Origin of the sequence: Candidatus Tisiphia endosymbiont of Mystacides longicornis (assembly GCF_964031095.1) — a bacterium.
Lineage (GTDB): Bacteria > Pseudomonadota > Alphaproteobacteria > Rickettsiales > Rickettsiaceae > Tisiphia.
Window position 1 is genome coordinate 657,677 of the sequence record NZ_OZ035004.1, and the last position, 17,659, is coordinate 675,335.

Consider the following 17,659-nt stretch of genomic DNA (forward strand, 5'->3'; position numbering starts at 1 on the left):
ATTTCTTCTTACTATTGCAACTTCTTTATTCTACTCTGATAACTTAACATAAAATTTTGTCAACAGAACCTAGTCCTATTGAGAATATTTTGTTGTTGTAAATGTTGGTCTAGTAAATGATCAGGTAATAGTGCCATATCGGGTATTAAATATGGCTTATTGTCTATTTGTTGAACTAAATGTTGATAAAGATACCAGTTATTTTCATTAATTCCATATCTATTAAGCAAAGTCTGTAAATTATGATATAGCGAGCTAAAGGGCTGATTGACTTGTGACGCTAAATTATGCGATAACAAATTACCCATTGTCGATTTCCAACTATTATCCCACCATTCCATGAAATTTAGTTTAAAAAATGCATTGGTAAGTTTAAATATGCTCCCAGATACTGGGTATTCTCCTGCAAAACGACAATGACTATGACCAAGCAGTGAATCTACCGCCACACCAAGCAAATTAGCAAGTTCTTTTTTCTTTTCACCATTAAAGTTTCTCGTCGCCACTTGTAAGATATTCGCATAAGATTGCAGTAGTGGTATGCCATTATTCTGTAACTCACTGACAAAACTTATCATATCAGGAATTGAAGAAAGTACCACTTTGCCAAGATTTGCCATACATTTCCAAGAGCGATAAGCTCCAAGGATGCGGTCAACTGAGGGTATTTGTGGTTTAACTCCTAGCATTAGGTCTAACTGATTGATAAAACTGTTTGGATTACTAAGCACTGCCAGTTGCCCTAAAATAGTTGGGTCTTTAGTCGCTAACTCTTGTAGCTCCCTGGTAAAAGTACCTTTGATCGATTGTAGCATTAACTCAGGATTACAACCCATATTCTCCATTACCCCAATGCTTCGACCTAATATATTAAGGTTACTAACTATCGAATCAGCAATAAAAGAACGGCTTTTAATTAGAGGGCTAATGATTTTGTCAACAAAGTCATTTTGTCTGTAATTACCAAACTGCTTCTGATATGCTAACCAAGCTTCTGGCGATTTAAAATGTAATTTCCTACTAGCCGACGCCACATCAGCTAGGTTACCACCTCTAACTTGAGTAAATGCTATATTTAAATATTGGTCAGTATCTTTTAAATGAATGTTACTGGCAAGATTATTAAATATTGCCTTATAATCTATTTTATCATTTAGTTTATTAGTCTTTTGGTGATCAAGTAGTGGATAGATAAATTTCAGCCATTCATCATAACCAGCTTCTCGGATTTTAAAGCTATCGTGACTTTGGTGAGTAATATAACCTTCCAGCGGTATTATATAACCACCTGCTAGATTAGCTCTATTGATAGCAATCATTTGCCATTTATTGATTATTTGAGCGACTAACATTGCCCTTTCGCTACCAGTCGGCTTTTTATCAGGATGGCTAATATTCCATAATTCTTGTATTACGTCCTTTTCATAAGCAATATCTCCAAGCTCGTGTACCACACCAGCTTTCTCTAAATCTCTTGTAAGACCATATAACAGCTCTTTAGCAATAGTTTGTTGCCGTAAATCAGTTTGCCGTAAATATTCTTTTATCGCAGCAACCTTATTCAGATGATTTCTAATAAATCTCTCTATGGTAGCCATCTTGATTAAGTTTAAAGCATTATTTCTTTTTTTTACAAAGTGTTCTTTTTTAAAATCATCAATGAACCTATCTATTTGTTTATCTCTTTCTAACAAATCTAATCTTTCCTGTCCGACAAACTCTTTATGGATAGTTTTTAGCTCATCTACTAATTGTTGATCAACAACAGCTAGAGTTTTAAATAACTCCTCTAATTCTGAAGGGGCTGCCCCTTGCTTAACTTTACGTAAAATTTCTTCGGTTTGTTGGTAAATAACATCTTGCTGGATGGATTCTGCTTGATAAGTAACCTTTTTTTGTTCAGGTAGATTGGCTATATCAACTTCTAAGGAAGCTAGATGCTCTTGTAGATTAGGGGTGGCATTATTAGTATCAAATTTCTCATCATCGCCGTGGTAAAAAGATTTAGCTTCTTGTGGATTATCAAGATTGATATGTTTGCCTTCCTCTAGCTGCTTTCTTGCTATATATGAGTCCTCTGGCGATAAATCATAACCTTTAGTTTCCCATTGTTGACGTTGTAAATTATTGATAATTTGCTGATCTAGTTGTTTTTCTGCTGCCAAATATTCCTGAAACTCTGGATTATTAATATGTTCCTGATGTAATTGTTGTAATTTGCCTTTTTCTTCTAATAAAATATCCAAGAACCATTTCGGTATATTCAAATGCTTTGAAGAATTGGCTCCGCAAAACTGCGGGGGATTCGCGTACTCACGTACTAGTTGTACGCTCCGTTCGCTCACCCCTTGTTTTACGTTCCAATTCTCCAGATCATTCGAATATATTTGCTCAATCTTGCCATTAGTACCAAACTGGTCTTGCATATGTTGTTGTAATTCTGCTATTTTCCGCAGTTGAGCAAAATATAAAGGATATTGTTGCTCGGCTACCGTAATTAATTGTAACTTCTTTGCTTGCAACTCAGCTAAACTTAATAAAGAACTTTCAATATTGGTACTGTTACTTGTTGGTACCTGACTATCAACTTGCCCAGTTTCCACTATTTTCTCCATCGATTGAGGAGATGACTCTTTTAGTACAGTATCAATATTATCTTTTAACTGACTATCAACTATCGGATGTAAAGTCTCAACTTCCGGACGTAACTTATTGGAATACACGTATAATCTGTCTCGTAAATATTTAGCCGAATAACCAACACCGTGCAACGTTGCCCCAAATAAACCACTTTCTATAATATTAACCAAACTATCTGACAAGTCATAAGGTCTTTGTTCAGTATGTCGTTCATTATAAAGAAATGGTTCGATAGCTGCCTGACCTACCGCCCCACCGACCAAGCCCTTAGCTAAGGTTGTTGGAAGTTTGCCATATTTTACAGCAGTTGCCGCCCACATTGCAGGTTTACCAATAGGCACGAAGCTAGCCGCAATGTTAATTAGTGACAAATTACCAAATACTATCTCAGCTCCAAATTTGCCAATAGCCTCAACTAATCCGCCTTTACCTGCCGCAATAATATAGTCATTAATTTCTCGCTGTTTTTTCCTCTCTAAAATATCTTCTACTAGTTGATTGGTAAAATTAGGGTCATACTTTAAACCTGATTCACTATATTTTTGCTCAAATTCTTCCTTGGTTAATTTGTTATTATAATTTTTAAAATATTCAGCAATATCCTGTAATTCAGGATCAATAATATTTTGTGGGTTAAAAGTTTGCAGTAAGGTTAATAGGCTTGGGCTATCTGCATAAGCTTGGCTACTAACTGCCCGCCAAACATCCATTTTGCTGCTACCTAACAAATCAAAGACACTATTATAAGATATACGCTCCGGTAATAAGGTCGAATAGTAACGTTGGTGAATTGGTTTGCTATTTACCTGATAATCTAAGTAATTATTTAAGCTGTCATTATTTTTCATCATACTAATCTATTGAATATGATTCAGAGATACCTTGTAATAATCTTTGCTTTTGTCGCTCTAAAGCTTGAGGCTTGTTGAGTTCTATCAAATCAAATTTTAATATATTACCATTTTCTGTCATAACTGGCATATACTGACCGTCTTTCGTCAGGAAAGTATAATAGACACTCTTTTTGTCAGGCGTTAGTTTCCATCTGCCTTGTTGTAAAGATTCTCGTACTTTTACAGCGGCATATTGTCCTGTTGGGTCATTGATATTATCGATAATATGGCTACCACTACCCTTAGCTACAATAGTACCATAATCACAAGCGATATTACCGCTAATAATAGCAAGTTGCAGCTCTGCTAGACTACTTTCTATGTAATCAGCATTCAAATCAATAATCATACGTTGTGCTACCACCTGACGGGGTATTATTATATTCTTACTATCTAGTCGCATATAGACCTTACTAATCAATTCTTGGGTTGCTTTTTTTACTGCTTTGTCAATTGGTAAATCTTCCGTACGTTGGTAGTATTTAGCTAAATATTTTATGGCTTGCCGTGTTTGGTTAATCTCTGTCTCGTTTTGAATATCAGTTTTAGCTAAATCCTTACTCCATTGCTTTAATATATCATTTCTGTCAATTTCTTTGTTAAATTCTGTCATTTCATGATTGATAAATAATGGCTGACTTTTTAATGATAGCTCATTAACTAGTGCGATCATTTGCATAAAGGCTGACGCAGTCTTACGGTCGTAAAGTCTACTTTCAGCATAGAATTGAGTCAAACACTCTAAATCTCCCTTACCCCTTAAGATTTCGTCCATTATCTCCAAGCCATATTGTTCCCCGCCTTCTGTATCATCATCTCGCAGACTAATTATACTATCGGTGACTTGTTTAATTTGGTTAACATCTTTAGTATCAATCTTTTTTAAATACTCATCACGTTCTTTGTTCATTAAATATCTCTGATCGTAACTAGGAATGCCTTTTTGTTCTTGCAATTGTTTCCTAAGCAATAAACGTTGTAACAATGGTATGTTGTTAGGTATTTCACCGTTCTCCTCAACCAATCTAGCTGGGTCTTGTTGAGCCAATTTAAGCTGTTTGTTAAACTGCTCTAGTAAAATATGATATATTTGCTCTTTTTTGTCATAATCAACATCTCCGCTCTTTGGAGCAATTTGTTGTAATATTTCCTGACATTGGTTGAATGGTAGGTATTTTAATTGTTGCGAGACAATAAAAGCCTGCTTATACAAAGCTTCTTGGGTTCTGAATTGCAATAATCGTGGATCATCAATATTAAAGCTGGCTTGTAGTAGATTTTCAATACCATCAACACCTTTGCCAGTATTTAGGATACTGTGCAAATGGGCATTGGTAAGCGAACTAAGTTGATGTTGTCTCATTAATTGCTGATGATGTAGTAGATTATTTGCTTGCCCCTCTAGCTTAACCCGCTGTTCAAGCGACAAATCTTCTTTCCATTCAGCAACTATATTGGGATTTAATATAGCATCCGACGAATGCTTTAAAGTACCTTGTGCTGCAGCAAATGCCAAAGCTTGTTTAGCATTCATCAGCATTTGTTCTTTTTCTTGCGGCAGTAATGATAAAGAGCTAATAGCTATTATGCTATCTTGTAAATTACTACTATAAAGTTCAGGGTTATCATAAGTAGCAATCTTAAACTTTTCGATAGCTTCAATTGCTAAATGGTTACGTTTACCATCAATCAGCTTGGCTTCTGTATGGCTGATACCAATTGAAATAATTAACGCGGTATATTAATCCACTCTCTATACATAATTGATTTTACTAAAGTTACATTTTTACTAAGTTGATTCCAGGCATAGCAAGCATTAGCAACGATATCTTCGTATACACCGTAACATTGATTAGATAGGAAGTGATTTTTGATCCACTGCCAAATTTGTTCCATCGCATTTAATTCCGGTGCGTATGGCGGAAGCGGTACCAAGGTAATGTTACTTGGAATAATTAATTTTTTCGCTGCATGCCACCCGGCATTATCTGTTAATAATGCAACATGCCTACCAGAATCAATAGTCAAAGAAAATTCATCTAAGAACTTATTCATTGAATCAGTATTGGTATATGGTAAAATTAACGCAAAAGATTCGCCCGTATCATGGCAAGCAGCCCCATAGATGTATGTTGAGATAAATTGTTGTTGCCTTACTTTCCTAGGTCTGCTCCCACGTTTAGCCCATATGCGACTTAAACTACCTTGCTGCCCAATTCAAGTTTCATCCTGTGACCAAATGTCAACCTTACTCCAATCAATATCTTTTGGTAATAATACTTTTATAGTAAATCAAATTGAATTAGGTGACAAAGAATGCAGAAATAGCTTTAGATAATGTACCAATTTCCGCTATTTTGTTTCGAATCCATCGCTTCATATTAGCCCAAAATTTTTCTATTGGATTTAAGTCTGGAGAATATGGGGGTAAAAAAATAACTTCACAACCAACTGATTCTATTAGCTCTTTTGTCTTTTGAGATTTATGAAAACTAACGTTATCCATCACTACAACCTGTCCTGCTGTTAACTCTTTAATCAAAAATTTTTCAACCCAATTATTAAATAGTTCTGTATTACAAGTTTTATTAAAAACAAAAGGGGCTATTGGTTTGTTATTTACTAAACCAGCTATTATATTAGTCCTTTGATAATGCTTCCCACTCTTCTTGCCAATCAATAATTCTCCTATCTTACCCCAACCTCTATCTTGGCAAATTGTCATATCTATCCCACTTTCATCAAGATATACTATTTTATCTTTATCATATTTACTGATCTTTTCTAAATAATCAGATCGTTTCTCTGCACTTGCTTCCAAATAGCTAAAGGTTTTTTTTTATAACTAAATCCTAACTTTTTTAATATATTAGCTACTTGAGAACCTGTAATTCCAAAATTCTTACCAATTTCTTGTAGCTTACTATTAGGGTTATTTGTTACGAAATATTCCAATGCTTTTTTATCAATCTTACTTTTAAATCCTAGTCTAGCTCTTGCCAGCACTGTTCCTTCTTTTCTTCTCCTTACGTTCCAACGGCTAATTGTATTTTTATGTATAGCAAATATTCTAGCAGCAGATTCTTGACTATTACCTTTTTCTATATAATTTATTACTTTTTCTCTTAAATCTTGACTATATGGACTTGTTGACATTTTTTCCTTTATTTATACCACATCTTATCACCTAATTCAATTTGATTTACTATAGCATATTGGCGAAGTTTTTTTATATGTATTTTGAGTTGCTTGATTAGATTTTGGGTGTACTGAACGAGAAGTAATCCAGCTAAAACCAAGTCGATGTATAGTGTTATAAACTGTTTTTAAACTACATTTAATACCATATGTTTCAAATAACATATTATGTAATTCCTTTCCTGTTATATAACCACCTGTCTTACTTTCACTCAACATATTTATTTTATCAGACAAAAAAGATTCTTGTAAGCTATTGAATTTTCTAAACGCACCACTCCTATGCGATTCAAATAATCCATCAAAGCTAGAGTTTCTAAATCTTCTAAGCCAAGATTGTACTGTTTTCCAGTGCGATCCAACTATTATCGATACAGTTTTCAATGACTTGCCTGATTGCAGGTGATGCATTGCTAATAAGCGTATGCGATTTCTTCCGTGCGACTCGTTTTTCATTAGGCATATGAAATCATGCTCATGAAAACCTTTTGGTAATATTAATGTTCTTGCCATTTTAGTACCTGCTCAAGTTTATATTCCCATATTATAATATACCTCCTTAACTATTTCAATTGGTATTAATTGATTTTAGTAAACCCTAGACTTCAAAAGGTTTGAAGAACATTTAATCAGGTCAAAAAATGCAATAAATTCTCAAAATTAGAAATTTTTTAAAATACATAGCGTTTTGATTATACTTTTCACGTGTCAAATAGTTCGTAAACTGCTTGACATCTAGGTTTTATAAGCTAACTTAATTGGCAACTCGCGTAAAATAGCAAGAATTTCGTGGGGATACATCAGATTGCGAGGAGCTACTTTAGTAGCGACGAAGCAATCCATGAGAATTAGTATAGATACATCAAGACTATATAGATTGCTTCGTAGGCTCACGCCTTCTCGCAATGACGTTTTTATGCTGTTTAATACTTATAGAATAAAAATTGTAGGGTACTATGGCAACAACGTCCCCAACTTCTCATCAATCAACTATAGTTATAGTGACGTTTTTAGGGCTGACATATGCAACAAAGTTTTAACAAAATACTAAAAGGCTATCAAGTTTTTAGGAAAAAATATGCGGATGGTAATAAATCTGTCATGCATAGCCTATCCCGTGATGGTCAACAACCAAAGATTATGGTAGTTGCTTGTTGTGATTCACGAGTAGACCCAGCGTTAATATTACAGTGTGATCCAGGAGATTTATTTGTTGTCCGTAATGTGGCAAATATTGTTCCCCCTTATGAAAAAGATACATATCATCATGGTACGAGTGCCGCCTTAGAATTTGGAGTTTGTTTTTTAAGAGTTGAACACTTAATTATATTGGGACATAGTCAATGTGGAGGAATCCAGGAATTATTAACTAATGATGATTCACAGCACAATGATTTCATAACCAACTGGGTTTCTCTAATAAAAACACCTAATTTTAGACAACATAACGCTGATGATTATACAAAATTAGCACTTAAACAATCATATCAAAATTGTATGATGTTTCCATGGATCAATGAACAAGTAAGCAGAAAAGAACTAATTATTCATCTATGGTTTTTTGATATAAAAACAGGGCAAATTTTTACTTATTCTGATAAACAACAGACATATATACCCCTTGCTTAAGGTTATTCTACACAGAATATAGTGGTATTTTCTAATAAATATTACTTCTATGCCCTATTTTATTTATAATTACTAAATTATTTGCTAAATCCGTATCAGCTGTATCTTCCCATTTAGCCTTATAAACTAGGCTCTGCACGATATCTTTCTTTTAATTTTTGCTTCATTTCTTCAGAAGTATAAAATTTCCTATTTGGATTTTTCATTCTGGCTAAAGCATCTTCAGCATCCTCTATATCTTGTAATTGCTCTTTAATGTAGCTTTCAATTGCTTTATGAACAATATAGCTTTTTGATCTTTCCATTGATTTAGCTATCAAAAATAAAGAGATATTTAAATCATCCATCTAGTTTACCATTCCCGCGTAGACAGGAATCTAGACCCCTGCTTACGCAGGGGTGACACAAAAATGGATTGCCGCGTTGCCGCTTTTAGCGGCTCCTAGCAATCTGATGTATCCCCACGAAATTCTTGCTATTTTACGCGAGTTGCCAATTAAGTTAGCTCATAAAACCTAGATGTCAAGCAGTTTACGAACTATTTGACACGTGAAAAGTATAATCAAAACGCTATGTATTTTAAAAAATTTCTAATTTTGAGAATTTATTGCATTTTTTGACCTGATTAAATGTTCTTCAAACCTTGTGAAGTCTAGGGTTTACTAAAATCAATTAATTGGCAACTCGTGTTATTTTGCAACAATTTCGTGGGGATACATCAGCTCGCAATGACGTTGACCACATACGACTTTTAAACTACCCGGTCTAAAACTGATTCTTCTAACTTTCAACAGTTCTAATGTCACCCCTACGAAGGGTAAGGGTGACATTAGAACTTATAATATGGGAAGAAGCGGTTAGAAGTCCATACCGCCCATGCCACCCATACCACCGCCCATACCACCACGTGGCATAGCAGATTCATCCTTATCAGCTGGTTCATCAATAATAAATGCTTCGGTAGTAATAATCAAAGAAGCAACTGATGCTGCATCTTGCAAAGCAGTACGCACGACCTTAGTTGGATCGATAATACCAGCTTTAATCATGTCAACATAAGTCATATCTTGAGCATTGAAGCCAAAGTTTTTATCTTTGCTATCAGTAAGTTTCCCAACTACAATAGCTCCATCCATACCAGCATTCTCTGCAATTTGTCTTACTGGAGCTTGCAGAGCCTTCTTAACGATGTTAATACCAGCCTGTTGATCTTCATTAGCACTTTTTAGTGACTCTAAAGCTCTTGCCGCATAGAAAAGAGTAACACCGCCACCAGCAACAACGCCTTCTTCCACGGCAGCTCTAGTAGCATGCAAAGCATCTTCTACACGATCTTTTCTTTCTTTTACTTCAACTTCAGTAGCACCACCAACTTTTAAGACAGCTACGCCACCAGCAAGTTTAGCTAAACGCTCTTGTAATTTTTCTTTATCGTAATCTGAACTAGACTCATCAATTTGTACTCGAATTTGAGAACAACGAGCTGCGATATCTGCCTTACTACCAGCACCATCAATTATGACAGTATTTTCTTTGGAGATAGTAACTTTTTTAGCAGTACCTAGCATTTTGATATTAACATTTTCAAGCTTCATACCAAGATCTTCACTAATAAGCTGACCACCTGTTAAAATAGAGATATCTTCCATCATGAATTTTTTTCTATCGCCAAATCCAGGAGCTTTAACTGCAGCAACTTTTAACCCACCACGTAATTTATTCACTACCAGGGTAGCAAGTGCCTCTCCTTCTACATCTTCAGCAATTACTAATAAAGGACGTCCTGATTGCACTACGGCTTCAAGCACTGGTAACATTTGCTGTAAATTTGATAATTTCTTTTCAAATAATAAGATAAAAGGATTTTCTAATTCAGCTACCATCTTTTCGGAATTAGTAACAAAATATGGTGATAGATAACCTCTATCAAACATCATACCTTCAACTACATCTACTTCAAAACTAAAATTCTTAGCTTCTTCAACGGTAATTACCCCTTCTTTACCAACTTTTTCCATTGCTACGGCAATTTTTTCACCAATTTCTTTATCACCATTTGATGAAATAGTACCAACTTGAGCAATCTCCTCTTGGCTGCTGATTTTCTTACTAGCTTTCTTAATTTCTTCAACTATTAAATTAACGGCTGAATCTATACCACGTTTTATATCCATAGGATTCAAGCCAGCTGCTACCGATCTGTTACCTTCCCTTGCTATTGCTTGAGTTAGAACAGTTGCGGTAGTTGTTCCATCACCAGCAACATCAGATGTTTTACTTGCCACAGATTTTACTAATTGGGCTCCCAAATTTTGGGCTTTGTCTTTTAGTTCAATGGCTTTTGCCACTGTCACACCGTCTTTGGTTAATCTTGGTGCTCCGAATGACTGTTCAATTGCAACATTTCTACCTTTTGGACCTAATGTTACTTTTACGGTATCAGCTAAAATATCAATACCTCTTAGCATTTGTTCACGTGCATTTGAGCCGTGTCTTATTAATTTTGTTGCCATATTATATTCTCCTTACAAATTAAATAATTCTTATAATAATTTAGATAAATTATTAACTAATTATGCCCATGACATCACTTTCTTTCATGATTATCAGATCTAAACCATCAACTTTAACTTCAGTACCAGCCCATTTGCCATATAGTACTTTATCGCCTACTTTAACTTCTAATGAGTGGATAGTACCATTCTCCCCTCTCACTCCTTTTCCTACAGCTATTACTTCCCCTTGCATAGGCTTTTCCTTAGCTGTATCAGGGATAATAATTCCCCCGAGTGTTTTTTCTTCTTGTTGAATTGGTTTTACCGCAATTCTATCATGTAACGGTCTAAAAGACATTCTTACCTCCATAAAATTAATACTTACACATTGTGTATTCTATATATGTTTGATTTTGTAACAGTTCAAGGGATAAAAGAAAATTTTTTAATTATTAATGAGTAATTTATGTAAATAATTCACCTTACGCATAAACCCCATGACAATTTAAAAATTTCGGAAAAGTGCAAAACGCTATTAGCGAGACCACTAAGTGGTCGAAGCAATCCACATTCATTAGATTGCTTCGTCGCTACTAAAGTAGCTTCTCGCAATGACGCTGATGCTAAATACTAATTGATGAGAAGTTGGTAACGTCGTCACTCGTCGCTCGCCTATTACTTATAGGCATTGCTCCATCGTTCCTAGCCCCAAATTCTCCTGAATTGACTATATATATACCTCCTAGTTTATTTTTGATAATCTAGTACTATGTCTCCCACCTTCAAATTTAGTGGTTAAAAATTTATCGACCATTTGACATGCCAATTCTTCGTTTGGTATCTTAGCTCCTAACACTATTATATTAGCATCATTATGGGCTCTTGATCTTTCTGCCATAAATAAGTCAAAACATAAAGCAGCCCTTATGTCAGATGTACGATTTGCAGCAATTGACATACCTATACCAGTTCCACAAATTAAAATTCCTAAAGGAGCTCTATTTTCTAAAATTCCATCAACAACTTTTTTAGCATAATCTGGATAATCGACTGCTTCTTGGTTATAAGTACCATAATCAAGGATAGATATATTTTTATTGTTTAAATAACTGATAATTTTATTCTTGAGTGAAAATCCGGAATGGTCACTGGCTATTAGAACGCTGTAAGTTTTCATAATTACGTAATCTTGGTGAAAAAAATACTAAAATTAATTGTACATTAAAGTTAGTTTATTGCATAATAAAATTGCAAATTTTTTGGTTAGTTATGAAAAACAATATATTTTTTATCTATTTTGTAATATTTATGATTTCTGGATGTGCTACTCAACTTCCAGCTCCTATTGAATATAATCGTGGAAAGAATTTTTCCCAAAAAGCTACAACTACAAAACCACCAACTACCACATATTCTGAAAATAACCATATATCAGAAAGTGATGAAGGCGAAATAATAGGTAGAGAGATTGACGAGAAAGAAAAAGAGTTTGATGCTCCAACTGGTTTCTTACAAGAACGCCATGCTATAAAGCCTCAAAATCAGGACGATATAATAATAGTCCCAAAAGTAAAACTAGATGATAATAAGATAATCTATCGTGAGGTTCAATCAGGAGAAACGTTAGAATCGATAGCCAATGAGTATGGTCAAACGGTTGAGCAATTAGCTGAGCTAAATAACATGTCTGCCCCATACCATCTTAGCAAATCTCAAATTATCATGATAAAAGTTAATACTGAGCTGTTAAATAAAAAAAATCAAGAAAGATCAATAAGAAAAAGCACTATAAGAGAAACGGAAAATGCGACAAAATTTATCAAACCAATTGATGGTAAAATTACTATCAAATTTGGTGAACAAACATCTAAAGGAAAAAGCAAAGGGATTAATATTGCTGCAAAAGAAGGTGCTAATGTAAAATCTATTGCCTCAGGTAAAGTAATGTTTGCAGGCAATGATACAAAGTTTGGTAATTTACTAATAGTAAAATTAGATAATAGCGACCTTTATGTTGCTTATGCTTATTTACAAGACCTAATTGTTCAAAAAGGAGCAACAGTTTCACAAGGAGAAGTAATAGGACATGTAGGGGGTACTGGAGATGCCGAATACCCTCAGCTGCATTTTGCTATTCGCCAGGGAAAGCTAGCTGTTGATCCGCTACAATATGTAAACTATTAAAATTTAGAACATAACGTAGCAAGAACCTTTAAATAGCAAGGATGCGTTGAAGCTAGGAAATTGCCTGCGATAACTATTCCATTATATCTCCCTGATTTGTTTAAATATTAACTTTTTTTCTCTAAATATGTTTATTTTATGAAGAAAATTAGCTAGAGATCGCGGCTTTGACATATCACGTTTGTAGCTTTGTTTAGTCATTGATACATAATTAGAAATTAAAGAGGGTATAACTTCATAGTAATATACTTTATATAATCCTTTCATTGTTTCCATAGTTGTTAAATATCCCCATTTCATAACCTGTTGAGGTACTCTGGCTAGAGCTTCGATACAGGCAATTGTTTCTTCGACTTCAGGGTCGCTACTCTTATAAACATCTGCGACTGGTGCCAAATTAAACTTCATATCTTCGATCATAGCTCTAATCATCAGCCCCATATATTGTTCTTTTGCGAACCTCTTAATAAAAAGTAATTTTCTCCTATAAACAGAAAATAAAAATTTCTGTTTATAAATCAATGCAAGTAATCTTGCCCAATAAACCCTTATGCCATGAACCTTGTTCTTATTATAAAATTCTACCTTCTCTTCATAATTAATCATTTGCCTCATCCCCATCGAGAGAAGATTGGCTAATAATTTATTACAATTAATAATATCATCCTGCCTCGCCTGTTTTACATGAGGCGTTGCTTTTGTTCCAGAGAAATTTTCTGAATGACGACTTATTTGACGACCACTCGCATCTCTTTTAATATCGGCAAAATGCCCAAGCTCTTGTCCAGCTATAATTTGTAACCTAGCAACTGCTGCCCATCCATCACCATAAGTTGGATGAATTTCATCATTTTCAGCAAATGGATTGCCACCACAGGACACAAAGACTGCAACATTCTTGCCGTCAGTACTTTGCATACCACTATTGGAGCCAGAACGTTGCCAATCAACTATATCCATCATATCGCCAATATTATGGGAGTAAGTAATAAATACTTGAACCTGATCATGCAGTAACCACCTAATAACTATAGGATGGGCTGACTGAACAAAAATCCTTGTTAATCTTTCAGTAACTAATGGGTTAACTGGTTGTAATTTTTGAATTTGTTTTTTCAAATCTGTATAAATCAATGCCAATTTTTTATCGGATATAGAAGATTTATATAAAGACCTAAATAACTGATTAGTTTGTTCAATTAAATCTGGGTCTGTTATTTCTTCCTTACTTACCATCAAACTAATATTGAATTTGGGATCAGAAAATCTTGCAAAATTACAACTATTATCGGTATCTATCCTAAGTTTACCCGATTTAATTAATTGCTGAGCTAATTGTTCATATTCTATCTGCATATCTTCAGGATAGATAGCAGGAACCTTATCGAGTATATGATAAATTGAACTCATAATAGTACACTTAATATTTTCATTTTCTATCTAGAATCTCAAAAAATTTATCCTTAATAACTTCATCAAATTGCTCTAATGTTATATCAACACCAAGTTTCTTTAACGAGGTTACCGGCACATCCCTTAATCCACAAGCAATAATTCCGGAGAACATATCAAGATTTGTTGAAATATTTACAGCAATACCATGATATGCAATCCATTTTCTAACCCTAACGCCTATTGAGGCAATCTTTGCCGGTACACCGTTTTCTTTTACCCATATTCCTACCATACCATTAATAGTAAAAGCTTTGATTCCAAAATATAACAGGCTATTTATAATCCATTCTTCCAATAATTTAATATATAGCTTTAAATCTTTTTGTCTCCATTCTGATGCTAAATCAACAATAGGATATATAACTCTTTGTCCGCTACCGTGGTAAGTAAACTTCCCCCCCCTATTAGTATAAATTACTGGTATATCTCCAGGGTCTAGCAATTCATTGGCCTTAAAACTAGTACCTGCGGTATAGATATCCTTATACTCAACTAAATAAACAACCTCTTTCGAGGATTTATTAATTAAACTAGCAACCTTATCTTCCATTAATTTTACCGTATCTTCATATTCTGAAAGACCTGATAAGGTAACAAATTGCACCATAATTAGTAAGATATTTTATATTTAAGGAATATTATAATACACAAATAGGCTACCACTAAGAAGTAAAATAGAAAAAAATGAAAAATTTTAAAAAATATTTTGTATTGAAAGATTTTGGCGGGAGCAAGTATAAACAATTCAGGAGAATTGTTTATATAGGATTATTTTTAAAACCCAAAGAAGTAAGCATATGCATAGTCTCCAATAGTGGTAATCCCATAATATTGGAGTATGATCCGTATATGCTAGGAATAAAAGCTTCAGCATAGCCGTGAATCATGCAACCACCTGCTTTATTGATTCCTTCATCTAGGCTACAGTAAAATTCTATCTCTTGATGACTCAGTTTTTTAAACTTGACTATAGTTTGCACTATTTTTTGTCGTGTTAAGAGTTGTTCGGAAGTTTTTTTTATTATACAGACCCCTGTATAAACCCTATGACGTCTTCCAGATAAAATATTAAGACAATATCTAACATCTTCACTTGTTAAAGCTTTGGGTAATATTTTTCTGCCACGAGCTACAACAGTATCAGCTGCTATAATTATAGCTTCACCAGTTATTTGTTGGGCAACAACTTTTGCCTTTTCCTGTGCCAATCTTATCGCTAATTGATTTGGTAATTCTCGCAAATATTCTGTTTCATTGATATTAGCAGGAATAATTTGGGTGGGAAATATTTTGATTCTTTTTAGCAATTCAAGCCTTGCCGGTGATTGTGATGCTAGAATTACATCTATATTATGTTGTTTTAAAGAAGTATCTTCTACATTTGACATAAATATGAAAAATCTTAATGACGATGGATAACACGACCTTTTGTTAAGTCGTAAGGAGTCATTTCCACTGTTATCTTATCCCCAACAAGCATCCTAATACGATTTTTACGCATCCTACCAGAAGTATGGGCGATAATAAAATGACCATTTTCTAGCTTCACTCTAAAAGTTGCATTAGGTAAAAGCTCAAGGACAACCCCTTCAAAATTAATTAGCTCTTCTTTGGTCATTACAACTTAAATTAAATTATATTTAAAATGGCTCCCCGGGCCGGACTCGAACCAGCGACCGAACGGTTAACAGCCGTTTGCTCTACCACTGAGCTACCGAGGAACATTTACCTTACCCTTATAACAAATCTTTTGTCTAGGGTCTAGTGTTTTCTTGTTTTTTCTCTAAAAAAAAATTATATTTCCTGCATAAGTCTATTAAAAACTACTATAGTCAATTTAGGAGAATTTGGGGCTAGGAGCGATGGAGCGACGCCTATAAGTAATAGGCGAGCGACGAGTGACAACGTCCCCAATTTCTCATCAATTGACTATACTATGCTGGTGTATTTGAGCATTCATTACCAATCCAAAGCCAATAAGCATTGATACCATCATTGTACCACCATAAGATATAAATGGTAAAGGTACGCCCACTACTGGTAATAATCCCATCACCATAGCTATATTTATAAATACATGACTAAATAGGATCGATGTTATGCCTATTACCATCAATTTACTAAATGTTGTTCGACAATTAGTAGCAATCATCAATGAAATTACTATAATTGCCGAATAAAGAATTAATAGAAACAAACTACCAACAAAACCAAATTCTTCAGCAAAAGTAGCAAAGATAAAATCGGTCTGATGCTCTGGTAAAAAATTTAGATGGCTTTGACTACCTTTGGTAAGCCCTTTACCCCATAACCCACCAGAGCCAATAGCGATTTTTGATTGGATAATATTATAGCCAGCTCCAAGCGGATCTTTCTCAGGATCCAAAAAAACCATGACTCTTTTTCTTTGATAATCATGCATCACTTGCCAAATAACCGGTACGCAAGTAACAACTATAATACCAATTATCATAAAATTTCTTACTCTAAAACCAACAGCAAAGAAAATAACACTAGCAATAATGATAGTAATCACTCCAGTACCTAAATCCGGCTCTTTTATTATCAGTAAAACTGGTACTATCACAGCTATTATAGGCAATAAAATCTTATGAAATCTGGTAAAATCTTCAGTTTTTAATTGATGAAAATACCTAGCTAACATTAACACTATTGCTAGTTTTGTCGGTTCAGAAGGCTGCAAGCGGACAACTCCTAAATCTATCCAACGTTTTGCTCCCATAGCAATAGAGCCAAAAAGCTCAACACTAACTAATAAGATAATAACTGCAATATAAAATATATATGAAAACTTAAATATATATTTTATGTCAATAATCGTAATAATTATCACAATTGGTATAAACAGAAAAAAAATCATCATCTGCTTATATGCCCAAGGTTGAATATTACTATCCGAAGCGGAATATAGTACAACAAAACCAATACTACAAATTATGCTAATAAGAATAATTAAAGTAATCGGTAGTTTTTTTAGTTTTTCAAAATAATTTCCTTGAATTGACATTTTAGGTAGATATCCATAAAAATTAACTATAAAACAATAATAAATATTATATAATTATGCTCTTTAGAGCTAACCCAATAATATTACTCAGTCATTGCGGGAAGCTACTTTAGTGGCAACGAAGCAATTGTTCATAT

General features: G+C 34.1%; 17 protein-coding genes and 1 tRNA gene. 2 read left to right on the forward strand and 16 right to left on the reverse strand.

Annotation, left to right across the window (positions count from 1 at the left end; all coding sequences use genetic code 11):
- Nucleotides 1-59: 59 nt before the first annotated feature.
- The 6 genes from ACQH6S_RS03355 to ACQH6S_RS03380 all read right to left on the reverse strand — a co-directional run bounded on the left by ACQH6S_RS03355 (nt 60) and on the right by ACQH6S_RS03380 (nt 7,244).
- Nucleotides 60-3,488: a hypothetical protein gene (locus tag ACQH6S_RS03355; protein WP_425364682.1), complete on the reverse strand. Its 3,429-nt coding sequence runs from the start codon at nt 3,486-3,488 to the stop codon at nt 60-62.
- A 4-nt stretch (nt 3,489-3,492) separates the two neighbouring features.
- The gene (locus ACQH6S_RS03360) at nt 3,493-5,067 is read right to left on the reverse strand and encodes a hypothetical protein (protein WP_425360102.1); all 1,575 of its coding nucleotides are present in this window, start codon (nt 5,065-5,067) and stop codon (nt 3,493-3,495) included.
- Nucleotides 5,068-5,261: 194 nt separating this feature from the next.
- Nucleotides 5,262-5,750 (reverse strand): IS630 family transposase, encoded by a 489-nt coding sequence (locus ACQH6S_RS03365; protein WP_425364705.1) that lies wholly within the window; start codon nt 5,748-5,750, stop codon nt 5,262-5,264.
- Nucleotides 5,751-5,835: 85 nt separating this feature from the next.
- A complete protein-coding gene (locus ACQH6S_RS03370; protein ID WP_425364377.1) occupies nt 5,836-6,354 on the reverse strand; it encodes an IS630 family transposase in 519 nt (172 codons plus the stop codon).
- Nucleotides 6,318-6,689, reverse strand: coding sequence for an IS630 transposase-related protein (locus ACQH6S_RS03375; RefSeq protein WP_425364376.1), 372 nt, complete (start codon nt 6,687-6,689; stop codon nt 6,318-6,320). Before ACQH6S_RS03375 ends, ACQH6S_RS03370 begins: the two co-directional genes overlap by 37 nt.
- A gap of 36 nt (nt 6,690-6,725) precedes the next feature.
- On the reverse strand, nt 6,726-7,244 hold the full coding sequence (locus ACQH6S_RS03380; protein ID WP_425364683.1) for a helix-turn-helix domain-containing protein: 519 nt from the start codon (nt 7,242-7,244) through the stop codon (nt 6,726-6,728).
- 510 nt (nt 7,245-7,754) lie between these two features.
- Here ACQH6S_RS03380 and ACQH6S_RS03385 point away from each other — a divergent pair.
- The gene (locus tag ACQH6S_RS03385) at nt 7,755-8,360 is read left to right on the forward strand and encodes a carbonic anhydrase (RefSeq protein ID WP_094649796.1); all 606 of its coding nucleotides are present in this window, start codon (nt 7,755-7,757) and stop codon (nt 8,358-8,360) included.
- Between the two features lie 119 nt (nt 8,361-8,479).
- Here the strand turns inward: ACQH6S_RS03385 and ACQH6S_RS03390 are convergent, their stop codons facing one another.
- The 4 genes from ACQH6S_RS03390 to rpiB all read right to left on the reverse strand — a co-directional run bounded on the left by ACQH6S_RS03390 (nt 8,480) and on the right by rpiB (nt 12,032).
- On the reverse strand, nt 8,480-8,665 hold the full coding sequence (locus ACQH6S_RS03390; protein WP_133062940.1) for a hypothetical protein: 186 nt from the start codon (nt 8,663-8,665) through the stop codon (nt 8,480-8,482).
- A gap of 552 nt (nt 8,666-9,217) precedes the next feature.
- A complete protein-coding gene (groL, locus tag ACQH6S_RS03395) occupies nt 9,218-10,873 on the reverse strand; it encodes a chaperonin GroEL (RefSeq protein WP_425360099.1) in 1,656 nt (551 codons plus the stop codon).
- Between the two features lie 52 nt (nt 10,874-10,925).
- Entirely contained in the window at nt 10,926-11,213 is a 288-nt protein-coding gene (locus tag ACQH6S_RS03400) for a co-chaperone GroES (protein ID WP_341748667.1), read from the reverse strand.
- A gap of 384 nt (nt 11,214-11,597) precedes the next feature.
- Nucleotides 11,598-12,032 carry a ribose 5-phosphate isomerase B gene (gene rpiB, locus ACQH6S_RS03405; RefSeq protein ID WP_425360098.1) on the reverse strand — a complete coding sequence of 145 codons (435 nt, stop codon included), beginning with the start codon at nt 12,030-12,032 and terminating at the stop codon, nt 11,598-11,600.
- A 92-nt stretch (nt 12,033-12,124) separates the two neighbouring features.
- Between rpiB and ACQH6S_RS03410 the strand changes: the two genes are divergently transcribed.
- Nucleotides 12,125-13,039, forward strand: coding sequence for a peptidoglycan DD-metalloendopeptidase family protein (locus tag ACQH6S_RS03410; protein ID WP_425364684.1), 915 nt, complete (start codon nt 12,125-12,127; stop codon nt 13,037-13,039).
- A gap of 81 nt (nt 13,040-13,120) precedes the next feature.
- On the opposite strand, the gene ACQH6S_RS03415 is transcribed toward ACQH6S_RS03410, so the two are convergent.
- From ACQH6S_RS03415 to rodA, 6 genes are all read right to left on the reverse strand, one after another.
- Nucleotides 13,121-14,449 (reverse strand): DUF2748 family protein, encoded by a 1,329-nt coding sequence (locus tag ACQH6S_RS03415; protein ID WP_425360096.1) that lies wholly within the window; start codon nt 14,447-14,449, stop codon nt 13,121-13,123.
- 19 nt (nt 14,450-14,468) lie between these two features.
- Complete coding sequence (lipB, locus tag ACQH6S_RS03420) at nt 14,469-15,101, reverse strand: lipoyl(octanoyl) transferase LipB (RefSeq protein WP_094649446.1); 633 nt, start codon at nt 15,099-15,101, stop codon at nt 14,469-14,471.
- 151 nt (nt 15,102-15,252) lie between these two features.
- A complete protein-coding gene (locus ACQH6S_RS03425; protein ID WP_425360095.1) occupies nt 15,253-15,882 on the reverse strand; it encodes a Maf family protein in 630 nt (209 codons plus the stop codon).
- A gap of 14 nt (nt 15,883-15,896) precedes the next feature.
- Complete coding sequence (gene infA, locus ACQH6S_RS03430) at nt 15,897-16,112, reverse strand: translation initiation factor IF-1 (protein ID WP_425364685.1); 216 nt, start codon at nt 16,110-16,112, stop codon at nt 15,897-15,899.
- Nucleotides 16,113-16,140: 28 nt separating this feature from the next.
- Nucleotides 16,141-16,215 (reverse strand) — tRNA-Asn (locus tag ACQH6S_RS03435).
- Between the two features lie 200 nt (nt 16,216-16,415).
- Entirely contained in the window at nt 16,416-17,516 is a 1,101-nt protein-coding gene (gene rodA / locus ACQH6S_RS03440; protein WP_341759865.1) for a rod shape-determining protein RodA, read from the reverse strand.
- Between the last annotated feature and the right edge of the window lie 143 nt (nt 17,517-17,659).